17 protein-coding genes and 2 pseudogenes are annotated in these 17,553 nt (G+C 58.5%); 6 read left to right on the top strand and 13 right to left on the bottom strand.

From position 1 onward, the window contains the following. Positions 1 to 158: 158 nt before the first annotated feature. Positions 159 to 845 carry a recombinase family protein gene (locus tag AC0L3I_RS29845; RefSeq protein WP_473529273.1) on the bottom strand — a complete coding sequence of 229 codons (687 nt, stop codon included), beginning with the start codon at positions 843 to 845 and terminating at the stop codon, positions 159 to 161. Positions 846 to 1,029: 184 nt separating this feature from the next. Between AC0L3I_RS29845 and AC0L3I_RS29840 the strand changes: the two genes are divergently transcribed. Continuing rightward, complete coding sequence (locus tag AC0L3I_RS29840; RefSeq protein WP_473529272.1) at positions 1,030 to 1,200, top strand: hypothetical protein; 171 nt, start codon at positions 1,030 to 1,032, stop codon at positions 1,198 to 1,200. A gap of 49 nt (positions 1,201 to 1,249) precedes the next feature. Here AC0L3I_RS29840 and AC0L3I_RS29835 read toward each other — a convergent pair whose 3' ends face one another. Continuing rightward, positions 1,250 to 1,555 (bottom strand): hypothetical protein, encoded by a 306-nt coding sequence (locus tag AC0L3I_RS29835; protein ID WP_473529271.1) that lies wholly within the window; start codon positions 1,553 to 1,555, stop codon positions 1,250 to 1,252. Between the two features lie 263 nt (positions 1,556 to 1,818). On the opposite strand from AC0L3I_RS29835, the gene AC0L3I_RS29830 reads away from it, so the two are divergent. Then, positions 1,819 to 2,169 carry a hypothetical protein gene (locus AC0L3I_RS29830; protein ID WP_473529270.1) on the top strand — a complete coding sequence of 117 codons (351 nt, stop codon included), beginning with the start codon at positions 1,819 to 1,821 and terminating at the stop codon, positions 2,167 to 2,169. Positions 2,170 to 2,406: 237 nt separating this feature from the next. Here the strand turns inward: AC0L3I_RS29830 and AC0L3I_RS29825 are convergent. The 7 genes and pseudogenes from AC0L3I_RS29825 to AC0L3I_RS29795 form a co-directional block, all read right to left on the bottom strand. Continuing rightward, a pseudogene (locus AC0L3I_RS29825) lies at positions 2,407 to 2,837 on the bottom strand (DUF6691 family protein). A gap of 11 nt (positions 2,838 to 2,848) precedes the next feature. Then, positions 2,849 to 3,271, bottom strand: coding sequence for a YeeE/YedE family protein (locus tag AC0L3I_RS29820; protein ID WP_473529269.1), 423 nt, complete (start codon positions 3,269 to 3,271; stop codon positions 2,849 to 2,851). A 16-nt stretch (positions 3,272 to 3,287) separates the two neighbouring features. Next, positions 3,288 to 3,614, bottom strand: a complete 327-nt coding sequence (locus AC0L3I_RS29815; RefSeq protein ID WP_473529268.1) for an ArsR/SmtB family transcription factor — start codon at positions 3,612 to 3,614, stop codon at positions 3,288 to 3,290. A 5-nt stretch (positions 3,615 to 3,619) separates the two neighbouring features. Further along, positions 3,620 to 4,946, bottom strand: a pseudogene (gene blh, locus AC0L3I_RS29810) (bifunctional sulfur transferase/dioxygenase Blh). A 661-nt stretch (positions 4,947 to 5,607) separates the two neighbouring features. Further along, the gene (locus AC0L3I_RS29805; RefSeq protein ID WP_473529267.1) at positions 5,608 to 6,105 is read right to left on the bottom strand and encodes a hypothetical protein; all 498 of its coding nucleotides are present in this window, start codon (positions 6,103 to 6,105) and stop codon (positions 5,608 to 5,610) included. Positions 6,106 to 6,292: 187 nt separating this feature from the next. Next, positions 6,293 to 6,595, bottom strand: a complete 303-nt coding sequence (locus tag AC0L3I_RS29800; protein WP_473529266.1) for a hypothetical protein — start codon at positions 6,593 to 6,595, stop codon at positions 6,293 to 6,295. Then, the gene (locus AC0L3I_RS29795; protein ID WP_473529265.1) at positions 6,595 to 7,044 is read right to left on the bottom strand and encodes a DUF3846 domain-containing protein; all 450 of its coding nucleotides are present in this window, start codon (positions 7,042 to 7,044) and stop codon (positions 6,595 to 6,597) included. Before AC0L3I_RS29795 ends, AC0L3I_RS29800 begins: the two co-directional genes overlap by 1 nt. 756 nt (positions 7,045 to 7,800) lie before the next feature. Between AC0L3I_RS29795 and AC0L3I_RS29790 the strand changes: the two genes are divergently transcribed. Beyond that, positions 7,801 to 8,013, top strand: a complete 213-nt coding sequence (locus tag AC0L3I_RS29790; protein WP_473529264.1) for a hypothetical protein — start codon at positions 7,801 to 7,803, stop codon at positions 8,011 to 8,013. A 716-nt stretch (positions 8,014 to 8,729) separates the two neighbouring features. Here the strand turns inward: AC0L3I_RS29790 and AC0L3I_RS29785 are convergent. Both AC0L3I_RS29785 and AC0L3I_RS29780 read right to left on the bottom strand, forming a co-directional pair. Continuing rightward, entirely contained in the window at positions 8,730 to 9,758 is a 1,029-nt protein-coding gene (locus AC0L3I_RS29785; RefSeq protein WP_473529263.1) for an RcgR family putative quorum lactone hydrolase, read from the bottom strand. Next, positions 9,748 to 11,358: an RcgA family putative transporter gene (locus AC0L3I_RS29780; RefSeq protein WP_473529262.1), complete on the bottom strand. Its 1,611-nt coding sequence runs from the start codon at positions 11,356 to 11,358 to the stop codon at positions 9,748 to 9,750. Before AC0L3I_RS29780 ends, AC0L3I_RS29785 begins: the two co-directional genes overlap by 11 nt. Before the next feature lie 63 nt (positions 11,359 to 11,421). Here AC0L3I_RS29780 and AC0L3I_RS29775 point away from each other — a divergent pair, with 63 nt between their 5' ends. Next, positions 11,422 to 11,859: a hypothetical protein gene (locus AC0L3I_RS29775; protein WP_473529261.1), complete on the top strand. Its 438-nt coding sequence runs from the start codon at positions 11,422 to 11,424 to the stop codon at positions 11,857 to 11,859. Positions 11,860 to 11,909: 50 nt separating this feature from the next. On the opposite strand, the gene AC0L3I_RS29770 is transcribed toward AC0L3I_RS29775, so the two are convergent. Together AC0L3I_RS29770 and AC0L3I_RS29765 are read right to left on the bottom strand one after the other, a co-directional pair. Continuing rightward, positions 11,910 to 12,107, bottom strand: a complete 198-nt coding sequence (locus AC0L3I_RS29770; RefSeq protein WP_473529260.1) for a hypothetical protein — start codon at positions 12,105 to 12,107, stop codon at positions 11,910 to 11,912. 675 nt (positions 12,108 to 12,782) lie between these two features. Next, positions 12,783 to 14,438 (bottom strand): acetolactate synthase large subunit, encoded by a 1,656-nt coding sequence (locus AC0L3I_RS29765; RefSeq protein ID WP_473529259.1) that lies wholly within the window; start codon positions 14,436 to 14,438, stop codon positions 12,783 to 12,785. A gap of 167 nt (positions 14,439 to 14,605) precedes the next feature. On the opposite strand from AC0L3I_RS29765, the gene AC0L3I_RS29760 reads away from it, so the two are divergent. Next, positions 14,606 to 16,261, top strand: coding sequence for a DUF5996 family protein (locus AC0L3I_RS29760; protein WP_473529258.1), 1,656 nt, complete (start codon positions 14,606 to 14,608; stop codon positions 16,259 to 16,261). A 419-nt stretch (positions 16,262 to 16,680) separates the two neighbouring features. Then, positions 16,681 to 17,226 carry a VOC family protein gene (locus AC0L3I_RS29755; RefSeq protein WP_473529257.1) on the top strand — a complete coding sequence of 182 codons (546 nt, stop codon included), beginning with the start codon at positions 16,681 to 16,683 and terminating at the stop codon, positions 17,224 to 17,226. The last annotated feature ends 327 nt before the right edge of the window (positions 17,227 to 17,553 follow it).

Here is a 17,553-nt window from a genome sequence, read left to right as displayed (position 1 = left end):
AGCGGGTCGGCTTTCGGGTCGAGCTTGTCGCCGACTCGAATGCATCGAAGCCGGACCCGCGTTCCACTTCAATAAAAGCGTGGATCTCGTCTTCGCCAACGCCGATCTTGGCACAGGTGGCGCTCGCGCCTTGCCCGCTGCGCAGCGATAGTTCCCACCTATAAAAGACGTTTCGCAGCAAATCGGCGGGCGAGAACGTTGCCCACGTTCGACACCTCCAAAGTCCGTTCCTTGCTGTCCGAACGCCTCGACTGTTCAGGACATCGCCAGGCCACGCAGGCTTGTGACGCCAGAGCGCCGGATGGAGTCGATGATCGGCAGCACGGTTTGGGCGAATCGGTCAGCCTCTCGCACCGATATCGCAGACCTCTCGCTGCAGCTTCCGCTGTGTTGGTCGGATTGCCGAGCTTCATTCCAGTAGACTTGCGAGAGGCGAGAGCGGCTTTGGTGCGCTCCGAGATTAATCGCCGCTCCTTCTCTGCCAAAGCGGCATAGAGGTGCAACATGAACGGATCGGCATCAGCACCGAGCTCGGTGACGATGAAAGGAACGCGCTGGACCATCAGTCCGACAATGAAGGCGACATCGCGCGACAGTCGGTCAAGCTTCGCCACAACGACTGGGCATTTGACCTGCCGGGCAAGGGCGAGGGCAGTGGTCAGTTGCGGGCGTCGATCAAGAGCATCCGCGCCCTTTCCGGTTTCGATCTCGGTGAACTCCTGGAGGATGATCATCCCCTCGGCCTCGGCAAAGCGGGCGACCGCGGCACGCTGGGCCTCGATGCCCAAGCCCGAGCGTCCTTGCCGCTGCGTGGAGACTCGATAGTAGGCGACCGCGCTCGTCATGCTGCTGTTTCCGGGGTGTTCAAACTGCAAACCACCGTTTGCAGTTTGCTCATAAGGCTAGGACTAGCAACTCATGTCTGGCCCACAGGGGAAATAGCCTGCGCTCCGTTCAGGTGCGCTGACGCGCAGTCTTGAGCGTGCTTAGCCGGTGTCCTATAGGCCACTCTGACTAATGGGGTTCAACATGCACGAAAAACTGACAGCGCTCTCACAACGTCTCAAGGACGAGCAACGGGAACTGCTTCTTGCCGCCGCCGAGCAGAACACAATACCGAGCGCCAGCACGATTCAACGAGTGGCCATGCTCGAACTCAATATCGCTGCCATTGAGAATACCGTCGCCGACGAAAAATGATCTGAGTGCGGAATGAGCGGACCAGCCGTCCGACGGACGATCATGCCACCTACAGGAGCTTCATATCTTCATAGGTGGTCACGAAGGTCACTGATGTGTCCAGTTTTCCCTCTAGCTCATGGATGGAGGTCTCCTTCCAGCGCGCCCTGGTCTTCAGCCAGAAGGTTGCTGCAGTGACGGCCTCACGACCTTCACCGGTCGCCTTGCGGTAGAGGCTTTCGGTGACCCGTGCGTTGGCCTTGATGGCGCCGCTCTCGAGCTCATAGGCGTAGGTCGCCTTGAGGTCCTGCTCGTCTGTGGCGAGCACGCAGGCGATGTCGGCCGTGCTAAGCCCGAAGCCGGCCAGCCCCTCCACCCTGGAGCTCAGTGGCCGGTTTAAGCCGATCCAACATGCTCAAGATCGCCGCCGCCATTCTTCGCGGATGCAACGCGCGGTCAATGCCGATCGACAAGGTGGTTGAGAGCTTCATGGAGTTGCTGGAAGGACCGGCAGAGCGCCGCTGAAGGGCGGCAAACTCTGCCGCTGCTAGCCCGCTGCCTTCATGGTGGCGGGCTTTTTGTCGCTGAGGAACCATCCGCGCCGGCGGCCGTTGAGCCCCCACCCAAAGGGAGATCACAATGGCCGACAACCCAAATGAAGCCGCAACACCGACGGAGACACAGCGCGAAGCTCAGGAAGCCTTGGAGAAGCAAGTTGCGCAGCTGAAACGCGAGATCAACAAGATCAATCGGACGCTCGCGGAGCGCGCTGAAGAGGTGGCCGAGGAAGCCACTGGTTGGTATGAGGGCGCGGCCGATAGCGTGTCTCGGACAACGCAAGCACTTCGCAAAAGGGCGTCTACTGCTTCCGATGTCGTTCAAGAAAATCCTGGAACGGTATCGTCCGCCTTCATGCTGGGCGCGGCTGTAGGCTTGCTGTTGGGCCTTGTTCTTGTGGCCGGCGACCAGCGCCGGGACCGCTGGATCTAATCACGCTCAAATGAAGGCCAGAGCCCGCCGCCTAACGGTAGGCTGGCTCGTTTGCTTGATGGCCTGTTGTTGCTTGCGCAAAGCAAGATCGAGGCAGAGCGCGAGAAGCACGATGCGAGGTGAGGGCGGTGGGAGCGGATGGAGCTTTTGCCGCCCCCAATCAAGAATCGGGAGGGATCGGGCGACAATCGGGAGGGATCGGGCGACGCGTGTCATGGATGCCCTCGGTACCTGAGCTCAAATCGTGCGGGGTCTGGGGCTTGCCCTTGCAAGTAGATGGGCGATCCACATACCGACGATCATTGCGGGCAGGAAAGCAAGTGTGCCTGTCGCTCCCAGTCCGAGCGCGGTGAGGGCCGGACCCGGGCAAAGCCGCCGAGCCCCCAGCCGACACCGAAGATCGCCGGACCGGTCAGCACGCGTGCGTCGATGGCCTTGCGGGCCGGTAGGTGGAACGTGCCGCCGACGATTGGTGCGTCTCGCTTCAAGACCTGGCGGTAACCGAGGAAGGTGATAAGCACAGCGCTGCCCATGACTAAGGCTAGCGAGGGGTCCCAACTTCCAAAGAGATCGAGGAAGTTCAGGACCTTTGCGGGATCCGACATTCCGGAGACGACCAGGCCGATGCCGAAGAGCAGCCCGAGGACGAGGTTTACGAGAAAGGACATGATGCCGAGCCTCAAATCACGTGACGGACGAGGAAGACGGTGACGAAAGCCGCCGCCATGAAAGTCGCGGTCGCGACCATCGAACGCCCCGAAAGGCGTGACAATCCGCAGACACCGTGGCCCGACGTGCAGCCATTGCCATAGATGGAGCCGAAACCCACCAGGAGGCCTGCCGCGATCATCAGCGGCACGTTCGATGACACGGTCTGCGTGATCTCGGCGCCCGTGAAGTACATCAGAAGCAACGGCGCGGCCATCAGGCCAATGACGAAGCCGAACCGCGACGGGAAAGCGTTGTCGCGATAGGGCGGCAGTAGTCCGCCGGCGATGCCGCTGATTCCGGCTATTCGGCCTTCCCATAGCATCAGGAGAACGGCCGAAAGACCGATCATTGCGCCGCCCGACAGAGAAGCGATTGGTGTGAACTCAGTCATAAGAGCCTCTAATCACCTATCCGGCCGATGGCGTCTCGCAGAACATGCGGTGCATCATGGTGACGAACTCTTTCACGCGGTCATCCGCGAGTCGGTAGAAGACGGACTTCGATTCCTTGCGCCCGACGATGAATCCCGCTTCTCGAAGTTCGGCGATCTGCTGGGAAAGGCCGGGCTGACGTATGCCGAGCGTGTCCTCCAGTGCGCGTACCGAGAGCTCACCCCCCACAAGCGCGCAGACGATCATCAGGCGGTTAGGGTTCGCCAACTTCTTCAAAAAGTCAGCCGCGGCGTCCGCCTGCTCGATCATGTCCATTGTCTCGGGCGCCAGATCGCTTTTCATCCTCGTCAATCCCATGCCGCGCCCTCGAGCGCGTTGGGGGGAAATTTGAGATATCGCCTGCCGTTCGCCTCAGGCTCGGGCAGCCGTCCGCCAATTCACCTGCAGCGCGTGCAGGATGAGTTTGGGCATCGGCAGCGTCCTGTCACGCGCCTCACGTACCGCCACGAACTCAGCCTCGCTCCTGCATTTTGCAATGTGCGTGTTTTTTGCCTTCTGCTCTCCGACCGTGGACTCCCAGAGCGGCTCGCGATCGTCCGGCTGATAGTCGTGTCCGGTGAAGACGCGCGTCTCGTCGGGGAGCGACAGGATCTCCTGGATGGATTGCCAGAGGCGCTTGGCGTTGCCTCCAGGAAAGTCGGCACGTGCCGTACCGCTGTCCGGCATGAACAGGGTGTCGTGGACGAAGGCGGCATCGCCGATCACATAAGTGATGGAAGCCAGCGTGTGTCCGGGCGAGAACAACACCTTCGCGGGAATAGATCCTACGGCAAACGTGTCACCGTGTGCAAAAAGCCTGTCCCATTGCGAGCCGTCGGCAGGAAAGTCAGGCCAGTTGTAGATGCCTTTCCAGAGCTCCTGGACTTCGGTCACCCTGCTTCCGGTCGCTGTCGGGGCCCCGTTCTTTTCCTTCAGATATCGGGCGGCAGAGAGATGATCGGCGTGGGGGTGTGTGTCCAGAATCCATTCAACCTCGAGGCCTTGTTCCCGAACGAAATCTAGAATCGCGTCGGCATTCTTCGTCGCCGTCGCTCCGGACCTTTCATCGAAATCCAGGACAGGATCGATGATGGCGCACTTCCTGGTCTCAGGGTCGGCGACGACGTACTGTATGGAAAACGTACGCTTGTCGAAAAAGCCCTTAACCTGTGGCTTCCGCGTTGCCACGAGGTCTTTTTCCGCTGACCTGAGTGGCCCGGAATTGCTCTCGAGCCACTTGATCGCGCCTGTCAAATCGACCCCGAGACGTTGGCCAAATGGAGCGAGTTCTTCCGCCGTCATTCGACCGTCCAGCACCTCGCCGATCGACCATAGCGTCAGCGAACGGGCTCCGGACTTGCAGTGCGCCAGGACACGTCCATCGGCTTCGGCAAGCGCCTTCTGGAAATCGCGCACGTCGGCTTCCTGAAATTGGCCGGGCACGACCGGGATGTGAACGTAGTGTATGCCCAGCTCTTCGGCGGCCTGCCGGTTTTCGGCCGCACTCGGCTGCCCAGGCTCTTCACCGTCCGGCCGATTGTTGATGATAGCGGAGATCCCTTGCCTTGCCGCATCGGCCAGATCGTCCCTGCGCGGTTGCGGCGCTATCCAGAGCTTGTCAGTGACCTGTTTCATTGCTGATCCTCTTGGCATTCGGGCACCATCGTTCCCGGTTACGCTTACATAACTACGATTGCATAAAATTGCAAGTGATCCGAAAAGGTGGCGGCTTCAGGCGTCGGTGTCCGCCAATGCACCACCTGGGATTCGCCGCGCTCGCAGATCGATCAATGCCCACAATCTAACGACTCGACGCCCGTACCATCATGGACAAATACGGCCACCAACGGCCACAATCGAGGCCCAGCTGGCGCGGCGGCCGCATCATAGGCGACAAGGTGACTAAAGGGGTGTGGGCCGAGATCGCCCGTGGCGGTTACGTGGCCCAGTCATTTGCCGCACCCGGACAGCGCATGATCGAAATCGATGGCGCACCAGCGCCGCGCAAGATTGACGTGCGGCTTTATACTTATGGCGGCCAGGTGCTGCTCGCCGCCGCGCGCCTCTACAGGGCCAGACCACCAATTTCCGGACACCCGGCGGCGGTTTCGCCCCTGTCCTGGTCGTCTGAACAGGCAGCAATCATCGATGCCGACGAGGCACGGCGGCCCGTCAAGCATCAAGTTCGCATTGTTTGCGGCGGCGGACCTCCGGCCCGCCAACTGCGTAGCAAAATAGATCGTCTCGCCAGCGCAAGTTTGGCCAAAAATCCGGGACGAGCTCTCCGATCATACCGCTACACCAGGCACGGCCAACGAGCGTCACCTCCTTTCCGCATGGATTGTGGGGCGCCGATTACACGGCGCCCTCGATGATGGCCTTCATCACCCGTTCTGCGGCCCATCGTCCGGCCTCGTTCAAATGACGCTGCCAAGCGCCTTGCGACGGCGACCAGCGAAAAGCCGTTGGACTTCAGTGCCCGCCGCGTGGCCTCGTCGGGCTTGGCCGGGAAGATCATCTGAATACGCGCCATATCGGCATTTTCCTTGATTTCGACCGCACCGGCCTGCGTCTCGACCTCTTGGCTTTGCGTCCCGCGCTCATGCATCCGCGTCAGTGAACTCAGCCGTCCTTGCAGGCGGCGGATTTGGGCCCGGTTGCCCGACGTGTCGAAACCGCGTTTCGATTGCCAGTCGGCCAGCACGACGCCGCGCACGGCGATCGCGGCCGACATGCCCGTTTGCGCGACCACAGCCTTGATCATGGCGGCATCGTCCGCGCCGTCCTTCTCCATACGCCGGATGATCGCATTCGTCGCCTTGGCCTTGTCGATGGAAAGCGCCAGTGCTTCGATCTTGGCCTTGATCTCTTGGGGGCTGCGGCCGGATGCGCGGCCAGATCGGCACGGCGAGCATCTGCGACCTTTATGCGCTTTTCGTTGCGGGCGACTGGAAAGCGTGCGGGGCCGGTGATGAACCAGTTCATGCACCGTCCTTCCGCCGCCCAAACCGCCGTGTCAGATCGACATGACGCAGCGCGAACGCCTCGACCTCGACAACGCCATTGAAGCCGGGTGCAATATCGCCCTTGCCAGCCAGGTCCTCGACATAAGCCGCAAAGTCATTGAGACGCTCGGCAAGTTCGCCAAGCTCGATGTTTGCGCGTCGGTCCGGAAAGTGGGTGAGGGCATCAAACTGATGTTCGATGGACTTCGCCGCGATACTCGCGCCGAAGCCTCCAACGGAGACGACGAGCGTCCGGTTTTCGAGAATTGCGACCGTCATCACGCCTCTCCTTCCACAATGGTGGGAGCGCGGCGCTCGATGCGAACCTGCAAGCCCGTCAACACGCCTGCGATGATCAGCCCTCCCGCCGTCAGTTCGTCTCCGGTCGCGAACACGGGGTCCAGCACCGGGCGGCAGCACTTGAAATAGGCTGCTGCATCTTCAACGCTGATCAGGGGAGAGGCGTAGGGCGCGCTTCCATCGCCGCCGACGAGAACGATTTTCCCGGCCAATGGCTGCGGGTAGCCTTCAAAGATGGTGAAGGCGGTCAACCCGTCGCGTAATCCTTCCTCGTCGACGAACAATGTATGCCGTTCATCGAAACGCACAACCTCGATCATTTGGCAGCTGATCAGGTCATACAGTGGTTTGTAGCTGTTCCCGGCCGGAAACTCGACCGCGCGAAAAGTCGTCGTTTCGGGGTCCAATAGGTAAGCGGTCTGTTTCATGGTCTAGCTCTTTCTTTCTCCGCGAAGCGGTCCTGCTCTTGCCCGAGGGGCAGGAGCCCCGCTCCTGCTCCCGAGCTCGTGCGGAACAGCGGGAGAGAGGGAGGCAGGGGAAAAAGCGGAGGGGGTTCGCCCGCCCGCAGGCGAAGCCGGAGGGTCGGCGCCGATCCGCGCATGCGGAACCGCGTCGATCCTGCACGGAGCGCGGCATTGGCCGCGCGGAGGAAGGACGGGGAGACCGCTTTTTCGCTTGCGAGGGAGAGAGGGCAGAGCCCTCTTTCCCTCTCCCACTTAATTAACGTCGGCCGCGATCGCGGCCGTCATTCTGGACTGAAAGGGAGCCGTCGCCGGCTTACGCTAGGACGGCTCCCCCGCGGTGTATGACAAGAAGGGCTAGCTACTTGCCACCACCAACTCTGTGCTGTGTGCCGTGGCGCACTATGCTGAATTCGCTCCGCGCTGTAAACGGCTGATACCGCCAATATGGTTCACTGACAAATGATCCGGCTGCGAAGCAGCCTGCACGAGCGATCGTTACCCGAATGGGCGGAGACTGGTTGAAAACCACGCTCCGTGCCGCTAGGCATAGAGCGCGGCCGCGAAGCGGCGTGCCCGAAACTTCCGCTTCAGATACGGTTTTCAGGGGGCAACTGCTTACCCAATTAGGATACATGCCATTGAACCGAGTATTTTCGACAGGAGCCAATTGGCACGAGATATGGCAGGACCATCATTCAACGACTGGATAGATCAGCTTGGTTGCGCGAGGTCCGGGATCCTCACTTCGACAAGCCGGTCTATCGCAAAGCTCCGTTCGGCAATTTCACGCTCAGTGCCGACATCGAAAAGGAGATCAGCGCCAGCCTTCGACGCGTGCGCGACAAGCGAAAGATTCCGCGGTCAAAATTCGCCCCGGTGCTCGGCCTGAGCGAACCGGTTTATGTCCGCTACGAGCGGGCAGTGTCGAAATAGACGGTCGGCCGACTTCTCCACATTTGCGAGCTGCTGGATGTTTCGCCGCTGGAGATTCTGTTTCCGGCCGCGCCGCATCTTTGGGGCGACGACTAGGCCGAAGCGGAGAAACGCAAAGCGATCATCGAAAGGCTCGAGGACTTCGACGAGCTGACCCTGACGGCCATCAATGATTTCCACCAACACTTGAAAACTAAGGACTGCGACCGAGGCAGCGCCGGATTGATCAGGGAGGCGCGATGCGTAAGCTTTTAGAGGATTTTGAAGAATGTCAGCGTGAAAATCCGAAAGGAATTAGCGCTGCCGACAAATAGCGTGAACCCAGCCGTATAGCCATATCGTCGACCAAACTTCATGCCACTGAGAGGGTAGAAAGGGCTCTGCCCTCTCTCCCCCACAAGCAGAAAGCCGGCTTTCCCCATGCTTCGGCCTTCGGCCGGCAGCACCGGCCTGAAGCCGCTACGCGGATCTGGGCCGGCCCTTCGGGTGGGCGATCCCCCTTCCGGTTTTCTGCTTGTCCCCCGCTCTCCCGGTCCTCGCCGGACAGGCAGAGGCAGGGCGAGGCCTGCCCTGCCTTCCATTCGGAAGGAAAGATGATGGTACGGCCGCTTTTGAAGGAGCTGGTGCGGCGATGACTGAAGCGAGGATTAGCGGCACGGGTCGGTTCCGGTAGGGGGCGACCCCAACGCCAAACTCATGCTCGCCGGGCCGACTTGTCAGCAGACGACAGAAACCGCTGAACGGCCGCGCCTTAGTAGCCGCTTCAAGCTCAAACCGGCCAAAAAAATGTAAGGCGGCATGGCGAGCGAATAGTGACCACAGTTTAATTCCAAAATATTTGGCCTAGCCCCGGCGTCCTTCAGCCTCTGCATGAACCTCTCCGATAGCTCTGGCAACACCACTTTGTCTCTCTTAGCCAACACAACCTGAAGATCGAGATCAGGCCGTGCCAAACTATGCGCGTAATTCTCCAAGTTAAGTGGACCCCAGGCCCTTCTGAGATCGGTCAGCTCAATCTCAGGCTCAAGGCTATCGCGTATCGATCGTGTCGCGCGGCCCGTCCAAACCATATCCGCTAGACTCCCAGCCGTCAGAAACAACGAGGCTTTTGACACAGCCAAGTCGTGTGCCGCGACTATGGCCGCAACCCAGGAGCCTAAGCTCATTCCGAGAACCGAAATCTCTCGATAGCCTTCGCTTTTCAACCAACGTATGAGTTTTCGCCCATCCAACACTGCCTGCCTTACAGATTGGATCGTTCGACCGAGATTAGGGCTAAGCATATAGTCGGCGTGCACGGAGCCGGGACGGCTGCGTTCGAAGTGATAAGGCATAGCAATCTCGACAACCGTGATGCCACGCTGCGAGAAAACGTTGGCAATCTGACGATTCCGGGCGCTTGCATTCCAATGGTGAAAAATCACCATCGCCTGATCGAACGACCCGCTTTCTGTGATTTTCGCCGAGACGACATTGTTCTGTTCGATATCAGTAGAAATGTCCGATGGAAATTTGAGCCACCCATCTAGCCTTTCAAAACCCTGATCACTCACACTCGGCTCATCGAAAAAGGCTGGATCAGCCGCGGCTTGGTCTGCAAGGGCACAGAATTCCTCGATACTTGTTATCTTCTTCGCACCTGGAAAGGCGCGTTCCGCGTCAAGGACGAAATCCGTTGGTTTCTTCCCTTCCTCACCGCGTCGCGCCCGCCGCTCATCCCAATGATCAAGCCAACTATGATACACTCTGATTGCTTCCTAACTTACTCGCTCGCCATCGCCCCAACCCTGGATCAAACAGGCCGTATATTGCGAGCAGCACTCCAACGCCCAGAAGGATCGAAAAGCCAGCAAATGCATCGATCAGCAAGTAGCCGGCCACGAGTAACGCTACGATCGCTGACATCCTCCACAAAGGCATACAAAACCGACGTTCGACCCCTAAACGGATGGAGCCGTACAGAAATACAACACAGGTCGAGATAGCGATAAGAAGGCTACTGTAATGGGTCGGCCTACGATAACTGATCCCGGCGCCCACATCGTTGTGCCCATAGAAGGCGGAAGACATATCGCTGACCAACCAAGCCACAATATTCTCTCCACGCGATGTCAGGTAAGCACTCTGGACCTTCATGACTATGGCGATCAGAACCCCCAAAACAGTACACCGAAAAATTCCACGCATCACTCTGAGGCTGGCTTCGTGCTGGTGTTGATAATCCACTTCCGGCCGATTACTCGCTGCTTCTCCAATTCTCCAAAGATCATGGATCACCGTATAGAGCAAAATGAGACCTACGAAGAACAGATAAAAGCACAGGCACATGTATAGGTAAGCGAGCCCGGTGAATACGACCGCTTCTGGTACCGATATGACCTCAGGGCGCACAATCGCTAACGAGCCCCAATCCGTCGCATAGTTGCCACCACCTTTCATCAACGGGATCAATGACACGCCGATCCACTGAAAAAGACCGGCGAACAGCACACAAATCAAAAAAACCGCCCAATATGAATACGAAGAAGCTTCTACGCTGCGCGCCCAGGCATCGTCGCTTTCCATCTTGTCGCCCTGCGCTACAAGCTTTGGGCGGCCTTCATCTTTCCAAAAGGTCACTAGCTCGGTCACGAAGGCAAAAAACAGTGGCAAAAACACCATGAAGACGAATGTCCAATTCGCTGTCCAAAGAAACCCAACCTGCTTGACGACGCCATCCGCCCGGCCATATGTCACGCTGTGAATCCCCGTAATATACGACAAAAACCCAAGAGCGGTGACACCCGCAAACACCGACGCCGGTAAATTCAGGGGAGATCCGTGACTAAAAAACGCCTCCGATTTCCTCGCCAAACTAAAACGCCGCCTCGGCCCCTTGGCGTCAGTATCCCGTTTTAGCTCTGCCGGAGACGCTGTGTCGTCATCGAAGGTCGCAGCCAGTGCTGTATCTGGAATCTCCTGTGCAACGCTGCCTCCGGCTCTCTTCCATTCTCGTCTCTTGGCCGATAATCGCGATTGCGCCGCACTAAGCTCCATCTGCCATTCGCTGGTTGCCACCGGATCATCGCACCCAAAAACCCTCGCCAGCCAACGAATATTGGCAGTGCTAATTCCCTTCTCGTTCTCTTGAAACCAAAGCTGCACCGTTCGCAGATCGACCCCAATCCGGTTGGAATCGATCTGTGAAATCGCCTCTGCGAGAAGCTCGGGCGTCCATGGGCCTGCAGGAAACCCGTCTTTGCCCAATGGCCGACCCGCACCCGCCGCGGCCAACCGCTTGAATATTTCTTTGAAATCACTTTTGTCTCCCGGCGGAGGGAGAAATATTTTTCCATTCTTAATCAATGGCTTAGAGGCGCTGCTTTCGTTTCGTTTCGCTGGCCTTCGTATCCTATCGTGCTCTCGTCCTTGATCAACGTTTTTATCAACTCGATTTTGGCCGGGGTGGCAGGGGCGGAGTGTGCCCGCATGAGGAATGAAGCCATGCTGAGCCTAGGAAAATCTTCAAATGACCTATCCGGAGACAACCATTTCACTCGGCAGAATCGCACGGCGATTAATGCTGAGGCGCGGCTCGGCACCCTGGCCGACATAACCGAACGACATGTCGCAGCTCAAAGAGCGGCCAAAGCGTTGCGAGAGGCTGAGAAGGGGCCCGGGGCTGGCGACGTGATCGCGTTGGACGAGGCCGCGGCGCGGCGCGACGTGATTGCGTATCAGCCCGCCGATCACCGGGAATCCATCGGGAAGCTGGTATACATCGCGGCATATTTGATCGCGAGGCGGGAGCGTCTCGAGGAAAGGGAAATGGCGACGGTTATGGAGATGGCGGCGCCTTTTGGGTGAGGTGATCAGCCATCATGGGGGTGAAAAAGCCCGCTGAAAAGCGGGCTTCTTCATGCCACAGGTGCTTGCGGGTCAAAAGTCGATCTGCTCTTCCGTGGATCAACCTGATCGCACCGGCTTGCACGGCACTCGATCAAGCATCCCCAAATCAAAGCGGCGATGAAGTTCCAGCCGAAAAGCAGGGCAATGACGAGGCAGATCAGACCTGTCGCACAGACTGTGGCGTAGTCGAGCAGTTCGTCTTCCATTTTCAGCAACACCTGTTTTCGTCGGTCTCGCCCAGAGGGGGCAGGACGAGGCCTGCCCCTTGCCTTCCAAGAAGGGGGATCGCGACACAGGTGTCCCTGGAAGAAGCCGATCTGTCTTGAGTAGCGGTGGAAGGTTCTAAGAGTGGTGAAATCCTGACGCTTGGTACCGTTTGTGAAAAGCGGAAATGGGTGGTTTCGTGCCGTTCGATTGCCGACTGGAAACGAGCTACCAGCGCCAGGAACTGTCCTCGCTGCGCCGAACTCCAAATGTCGCGATTTGGGCCGAAAGCAGAAGTTCGCTCGACGTACTTCAACGAGTCCGTGGGCTCAAAGCTGACGTCGCCGATGCTTTCAATGACGCTGATCACTACAGTCCCTCTTGATAGTCGACGGGCCTTCTGGATCACGCTCGAGCATGCTTCGATTCGAATGTCCCTGAATTCAGGATTTACAGCTCCGTCGCGGCCGCCTCGTGTGTGACGATTGGTAAACTGCGAATGCCTTGTCACTGCCCAAAGAGCTGCCACGTGTGATCGGTGCGAGTTCATACCGATGTGTGGGGCGGTGTAACCAATTCATGCAGCCCATTCCCAATAGGCCACAGCGGCCAAGGGCTGCCGCGCAGGGGCTTGCGTGCACCGGCAGGCTCGCAGGTCGGGCAGCGTCAAGTCCGCTTCACTGCGATTCCTTGCCTGCGAAATGACTGCGCAGTTCCTCGACGAGGACGCGGTCATTTTCCGAATAGTCAATCGGAACGTCCACCAGGTGGACACCGCCTCCCTTGAAAGCCGCCTCCAGCGTTGGAACGAGATCCTCAACCGCACCGACGCGAGACCCCTTGGCGCGGTAGGACTCGGCGTAGGGGACGAAGTCCGGATTGCCAAACGTGAGTCCGAAGTCCGGGAACCCGTCAACCGCCTGCTTCCAGCGGATCATGCCGTAAGCAGAATCGTTGAGGATCATCACAACCAGATTGAGTTTCAGGCGAACGGCGGTTTCGAGCTCCTGGGAGTTCATCATGAAGCCGCCATCTCCGCACACCGCCATCACGCGGCGCTCCGGATAGAGCAGCGACGCCGTGATCGCCGACGGCAGTCCCGCCCCCATGGTCGCCAGCGCGTTGTCGAGGAGCATCGTGTTCGCATGGTGGGTACGGTAGTTGCGGGCGAACCAGATCTTGTACATGCCGTTGTCCAGACAAACGATGCCGTCCTCGGGCATGACCGCTCTGACGTCATGCACGATCCGCTGCGGCGTGATCGGGAAACGATCCTCTTCACTGCGTTCTTTGATCGACGCGAGAATCGTCGGCCGAAGCTTGATGATCGACTCTTCGGGACTGAGCCTGCCATCGAGTCGATTGGCCAAGGCGGCCACCGTCGCGCCGATGTCGCCAACCACCTCGGCATCGGGGTGGAACACCTGCTCCACTGTCGCGGACGTGAACCCGATATGGATGACTTTCGGGCCGCCCTCGTCACGCATCAGGAATGGCGGCTTTTCAACCGTGTCGTGTCCGATCGCAATGATCAGATCCGAAAGTTCGATTGCATCGTGCACATAGTCGCGCTCGGAAAGTGCTGCCGTTCCGACATAGAGGTTCGAGCCACCATTGACGGCGCCTTTGCCCATCTGTGTGTTGAAGAACGGGATGCGCATCCGCAGCACGAAATCCGAGAGCGGACCGACCAGGCGGGGGCGATTTCCAGCCGCGCCGATCATGATCAGCGGGCGTCTGGCCGCCAGTATCATCTCGGCGGCACGATCGATCGCATAGGGATGGGCTATGGGGCGTTCAAGCGGATGCACCGGAATCGGTGGAACGAAGGGGATCTGTTCGCCCGCGACATCTTCGGGAAGCTCCAGGTGCACAGGGCCGGGACGCTCTTCCATTGCAACCCTGAAAGCATTGCGCACGACCGTCGGGATGCTGTGAGGACTAACAATTTGCCGCGTCATCTTGGTAAGCGGCTTCATCGATCCGATCACGTCAACGATTTGAAAACGCGCTTGCCTTGCGGTCAGTATCGCCTTCTGGCCCGTAATCATGATCATCGGCATCGCGCCGAGATGGGCATAGGCGGCCGCGGTCGAAAAATTCAGCGCGCCGGGTCCAAGCGTTGAGATGCACACGCCTGGCCGCCCTGTCAGCCGTCCATACGTGGCTGCCATGAAGCCGGCAGCCTGCTCATGACGGGTGAGGATCAATTCGATCTGTGAGGTGCGCAGCGACTCGAGGACGGCGAGGTTTTCTTCGCCGGGAACGCCGAAAATCCGATCAACTCCCTCATTCTCAAGGGCGGCAACGAGAAGATCTGAGCCCTTTTTCACTTTTCAGCATCCTCGTGGTTGCAGCGGGGCCCACTTGAAACAGATCGATCGGGAAACGAAAGGAACGAGCTTGATCTATACTCTATCGTTTGGCGGCAGGTATGGTAACTCGGACAAGCACGCGGTGGCGGATAATTGTTCAAGCTCTGTCAAGGTAGGTCAGTCCGATGAATGACCGCATCCAGGAAAGATGGCCGGACATACCGTATCTTCCTTGGCGCGATACCTGTTCCGCGCTGCATCTTTATACCCAGATCATTGGGAAATATCGGCTTGCCCGCACGCCCTGGGTGAACCATTCGTGGCACGCAACCCTCTATCCCAATGCTCGCGGCTTCACCACCGGGCTCGTCCCGGATGTTCCTGGCGGGATTGAGCTGAGCCTCGACCTGATCGATCATCAGGTGATCGGAATGGCCACCGATGGCAAACTGAAGGATGGGCTGTCGAGCGATTGGTCGGAAGCTCTGACCTTGAGCGCTGGTTGCGGCGATGGCGTCAGCGTCCATTTCAATCGTGGCTATGTTCTTTCCCAATTCATGGCGCGCTACATGAAGCGCAAGGGGATCACCCTCGCGGAGTTGAAAGCGACGGCGGTGGTTGTCAGTCAGCAGGTCGACCGGGAAGTTCGAGCCTTCCTTGGTGGAACGCTGCGGGAGGCCATGCTGGGGATAATGGGCGAGGTTGCGGAGTCTCCCAGCCTCGAGCTTCATGCTGCACTCTACGAATTGAGCGACGAGGAACTGATCGACGCTCTCGTCGCTGTTGGGGAACGCGCTCATGTCGTGTTGGCCAATGGCAGCGTCGACGAAGAGGGTGAAGACGAGAACGCGGGAGCACGAAGCCGGCTGAAAGACGCCGGTTGTGTTGTGCATGACCGGTTCCTTGCCCCCAAGGCTTTGGCGCATAATAAGTTCGTCGTTATTGGCCATCGCGAGGGCGTGGGCTTCGCGCCGGAAGCAGTCTGGACGGGGAGCACCAACTGGACGCCGACCGGTCTTTGCACCCAGCTCAACAACGGCATTATGCTTGTGAACAAGGACCTGGCGGAGCGGTACGAAGCCCAATTCAAGCTGCTGGCTGAAAGCGGCGACGTCGTCTCCGATGACCTGCTGGACTCGAACAACCAGCCGAAACGCGGCATCCCGCTTGGCGATGCAACGGTCGATAGCTGGTTTTCCAAGCTGAGCGGCGAGATCGACAACAAGGAACTGGTCGAACTCGTCAAGAGCGCCAAGCAGGGCGTGTTCTTCGTCATGTTCCAGCCCGGCAATGAGCCGGTGCGAACGCTCCTCAAGATGCAGAAGGAAAAAAATCTCTATGTGCGCGGTGTGGCGACACAGTTCACCAGCACCGGCGCCGAGGACTTCAAGCTGCTGAAGCAGGACCCGGAGGAATTTTTCCTCGACGCCGCGCAGACCTCGGGGGTCGGCAAAACGGTCGGACAGTGGGCGGTCGAGGGTACGGCATCACAGTTCCGCACCCACATTGGCCATGCCATCACCCATTCGAAGATGATCGTGATCGATCCGTTCGGCGATGATCCGATCGTAGTCACGGGCTCCCACAATTTCTCAAAGGCCGCGAGCACCAAAAACGACGAGAACTTTATCGTCATCCGGGGTCATCGCGAGATCGCGATGCACTATGCGATCAACGCCATGCAGACCTACAGCCACTATCGCTGGCGCGCCTATCTCGAGGAGGCTGAGCGAGAGGACCGGGACCCATTCCAATATCTGTCGCGCAATCCGAAATGGCAGCGCCGCCGCAACACGGGCGAGACCAAGCGCATGCTAGCCTTCTGGCTGCCGCCCGCTTAATGGATGGAATCATGGCCCGGCGATCCTGTCATCGCAGTCAACGCCGACAAAGGCCGTCATTTCGTAGCCGGCGGTAGCCGAAGATCTTTCCGGGTGTGGCCGTCCCGTCCCGGCCGGGACGTGCGCGCTCTCTCTGTTGGTGCGGGCGGGGGAAGGACACACAACCGGCAGCATGCGACATGTCGAAGAGGAGACATGGCAATGTTAGCATCATTCTGTTGCTTCGAAATGATTTTTTCCGTTGGCATGTTACATGCATTTCATCGACAAACGCGCTCACACTGAGCAGAAATTGTCCATGACCACGCAAAAACGGACCATTCCGGTCTGCGAGGCTACTCATGTGTAATCAGGCTGTTAACAGCTTATGGCTCGATCGTTAAATTGGCTGCGTCCACCTAAATAGAAGGACTCAAAAAATGACTTATCCCGTGGGTTCGCCGTCGGATGGCTCTCTGAAAGAATCTATCGAAGCAAATGGCCATCATAATCCTCGATTTCACGGCATTGATCACATAGCTTTGGCGGTTCATAAACTAGACGACGCTATCCACCTGTTTCAAGATGTCCTTGGTTTTAAGCTTAGACGGCGATTGCATATAAAAGGTAAGAAGACTGGGATGGTGTGTGCGGACATGGTTCGGAACGACATGTGCTTTGTGCTTTGCCAAGGCACAGAGCCAGAGTCGCAGGTGTCTCAACTTGTCCAAAACTACGGGGTTGGTCTAGCGCATGTTGCATTATCTGTCGACGATGTGTCGGCGGCGGTCAATACGCTTACAGCGCGGGGATTGTCGTTCGACACGACCATTATTGAAGGACCTGGCCTAACACAAGCATTCTCTTCTCGATGCGCTAATACGGGGATAAGTTTTGAACTCATCCATCGGAACGGAGAGGAAGCATTTCTTGAAGACAACGTACAAGAGCTTTTCGAGCAGCTTGAGCAGTCGGGAAAATACTGATCAAAGAGGTGTGGCCCACCGGATTTCGCGATCCGACTTCAGGCGCGCCCGCCGGCCTACCAGGGTCCCGCAAGACTGATCGAAGGTGGCATTCCAACTGGACGAAAGGAAAGCGTCACCTGATCTGCGCCAGGCACGGTGAGCTGCCACTGAACTTTCATTCAGCGGCGATCCCCGACCTGTTACGCCGTGGGCGCGGGTTGAGCAATCGGCGAGGACTTCGATCAGCGTACCTCCACCGCCCGAATCGCCAGGGTATCACCTTTAGAGCTTCTGGCCTGATCCTGGCATCGTCCTGTCCTTCAACCCGCCCGCGCGGGACCAACT

It is taken from the genome of Mesorhizobium sp. WSM4840, from assembly GCF_055811755.1.
Note: the sequence above shows the minus strand (reverse complement) of the source record. Positions and strands in the feature narration are given on the sequence as shown.

Coding starts and splice junctions, on each gene's coding strand:
- AC0L3I_RS29845 (WP_473529273.1), bottom strand. CDS start 845: ATGACGAGCGCGGTCGCCTACTATCGAGTCTCCACGCAGCGGCAAGGA.
- AC0L3I_RS29840 (WP_473529272.1), top strand. CDS start 1,030: ATGCACGAAAAACTGACAGCGCTCTCACAACGTCTCAAGGACGAGCAA.
- AC0L3I_RS29830 (WP_473529270.1), top strand. CDS start 1,819: ATGGCCGACAACCCAAATGAAGCCGCAACACCGACGGAGACACAGCGC.
- AC0L3I_RS29820 (WP_473529269.1), bottom strand. CDS start 3,271: ATGACTGAGTTCACACCAATCGCTTCTCTGTCGGGCGGCGCAATGATC.
- AC0L3I_RS29815 (WP_473529268.1), bottom strand. CDS start 3,614: ATGAAAAGCGATCTGGCGCCCGAGACAATGGACATGATCGAGCAGGCG.
- AC0L3I_RS29805 (WP_473529267.1), bottom strand. CDS start 6,105: ATGGAGAAGGACGGCGCGGACGATGCCGCCATGATCAAGGCTGTGGTC.
- AC0L3I_RS29800 (WP_473529266.1), bottom strand. CDS start 6,595: ATGACGGTCGCAATTCTCGAAAACCGGACGCTCGTCGTCTCCGTTGGA.
- AC0L3I_RS29795 (WP_473529265.1), bottom strand. CDS start 7,044: ATGAAACAGACCGCTTACCTATTGGACCCCGAAACGACGACTTTTCGC.
- AC0L3I_RS29770 (WP_473529260.1), bottom strand. CDS start 12,107: ATGGAAGACGAACTGCTCGACTACGCCACAGTCTGTGCGACAGGTCTG.
- AC0L3I_RS29760 (WP_473529258.1), top strand. CDS start 14,606: ATGAATGACCGCATCCAGGAAAGATGGCCGGACATACCGTATCTTCCT.
- AC0L3I_RS29755 (WP_473529257.1), top strand. CDS start 16,681: ATGACTTATCCCGTGGGTTCGCCGTCGGATGGCTCTCTGAAAGAATCT.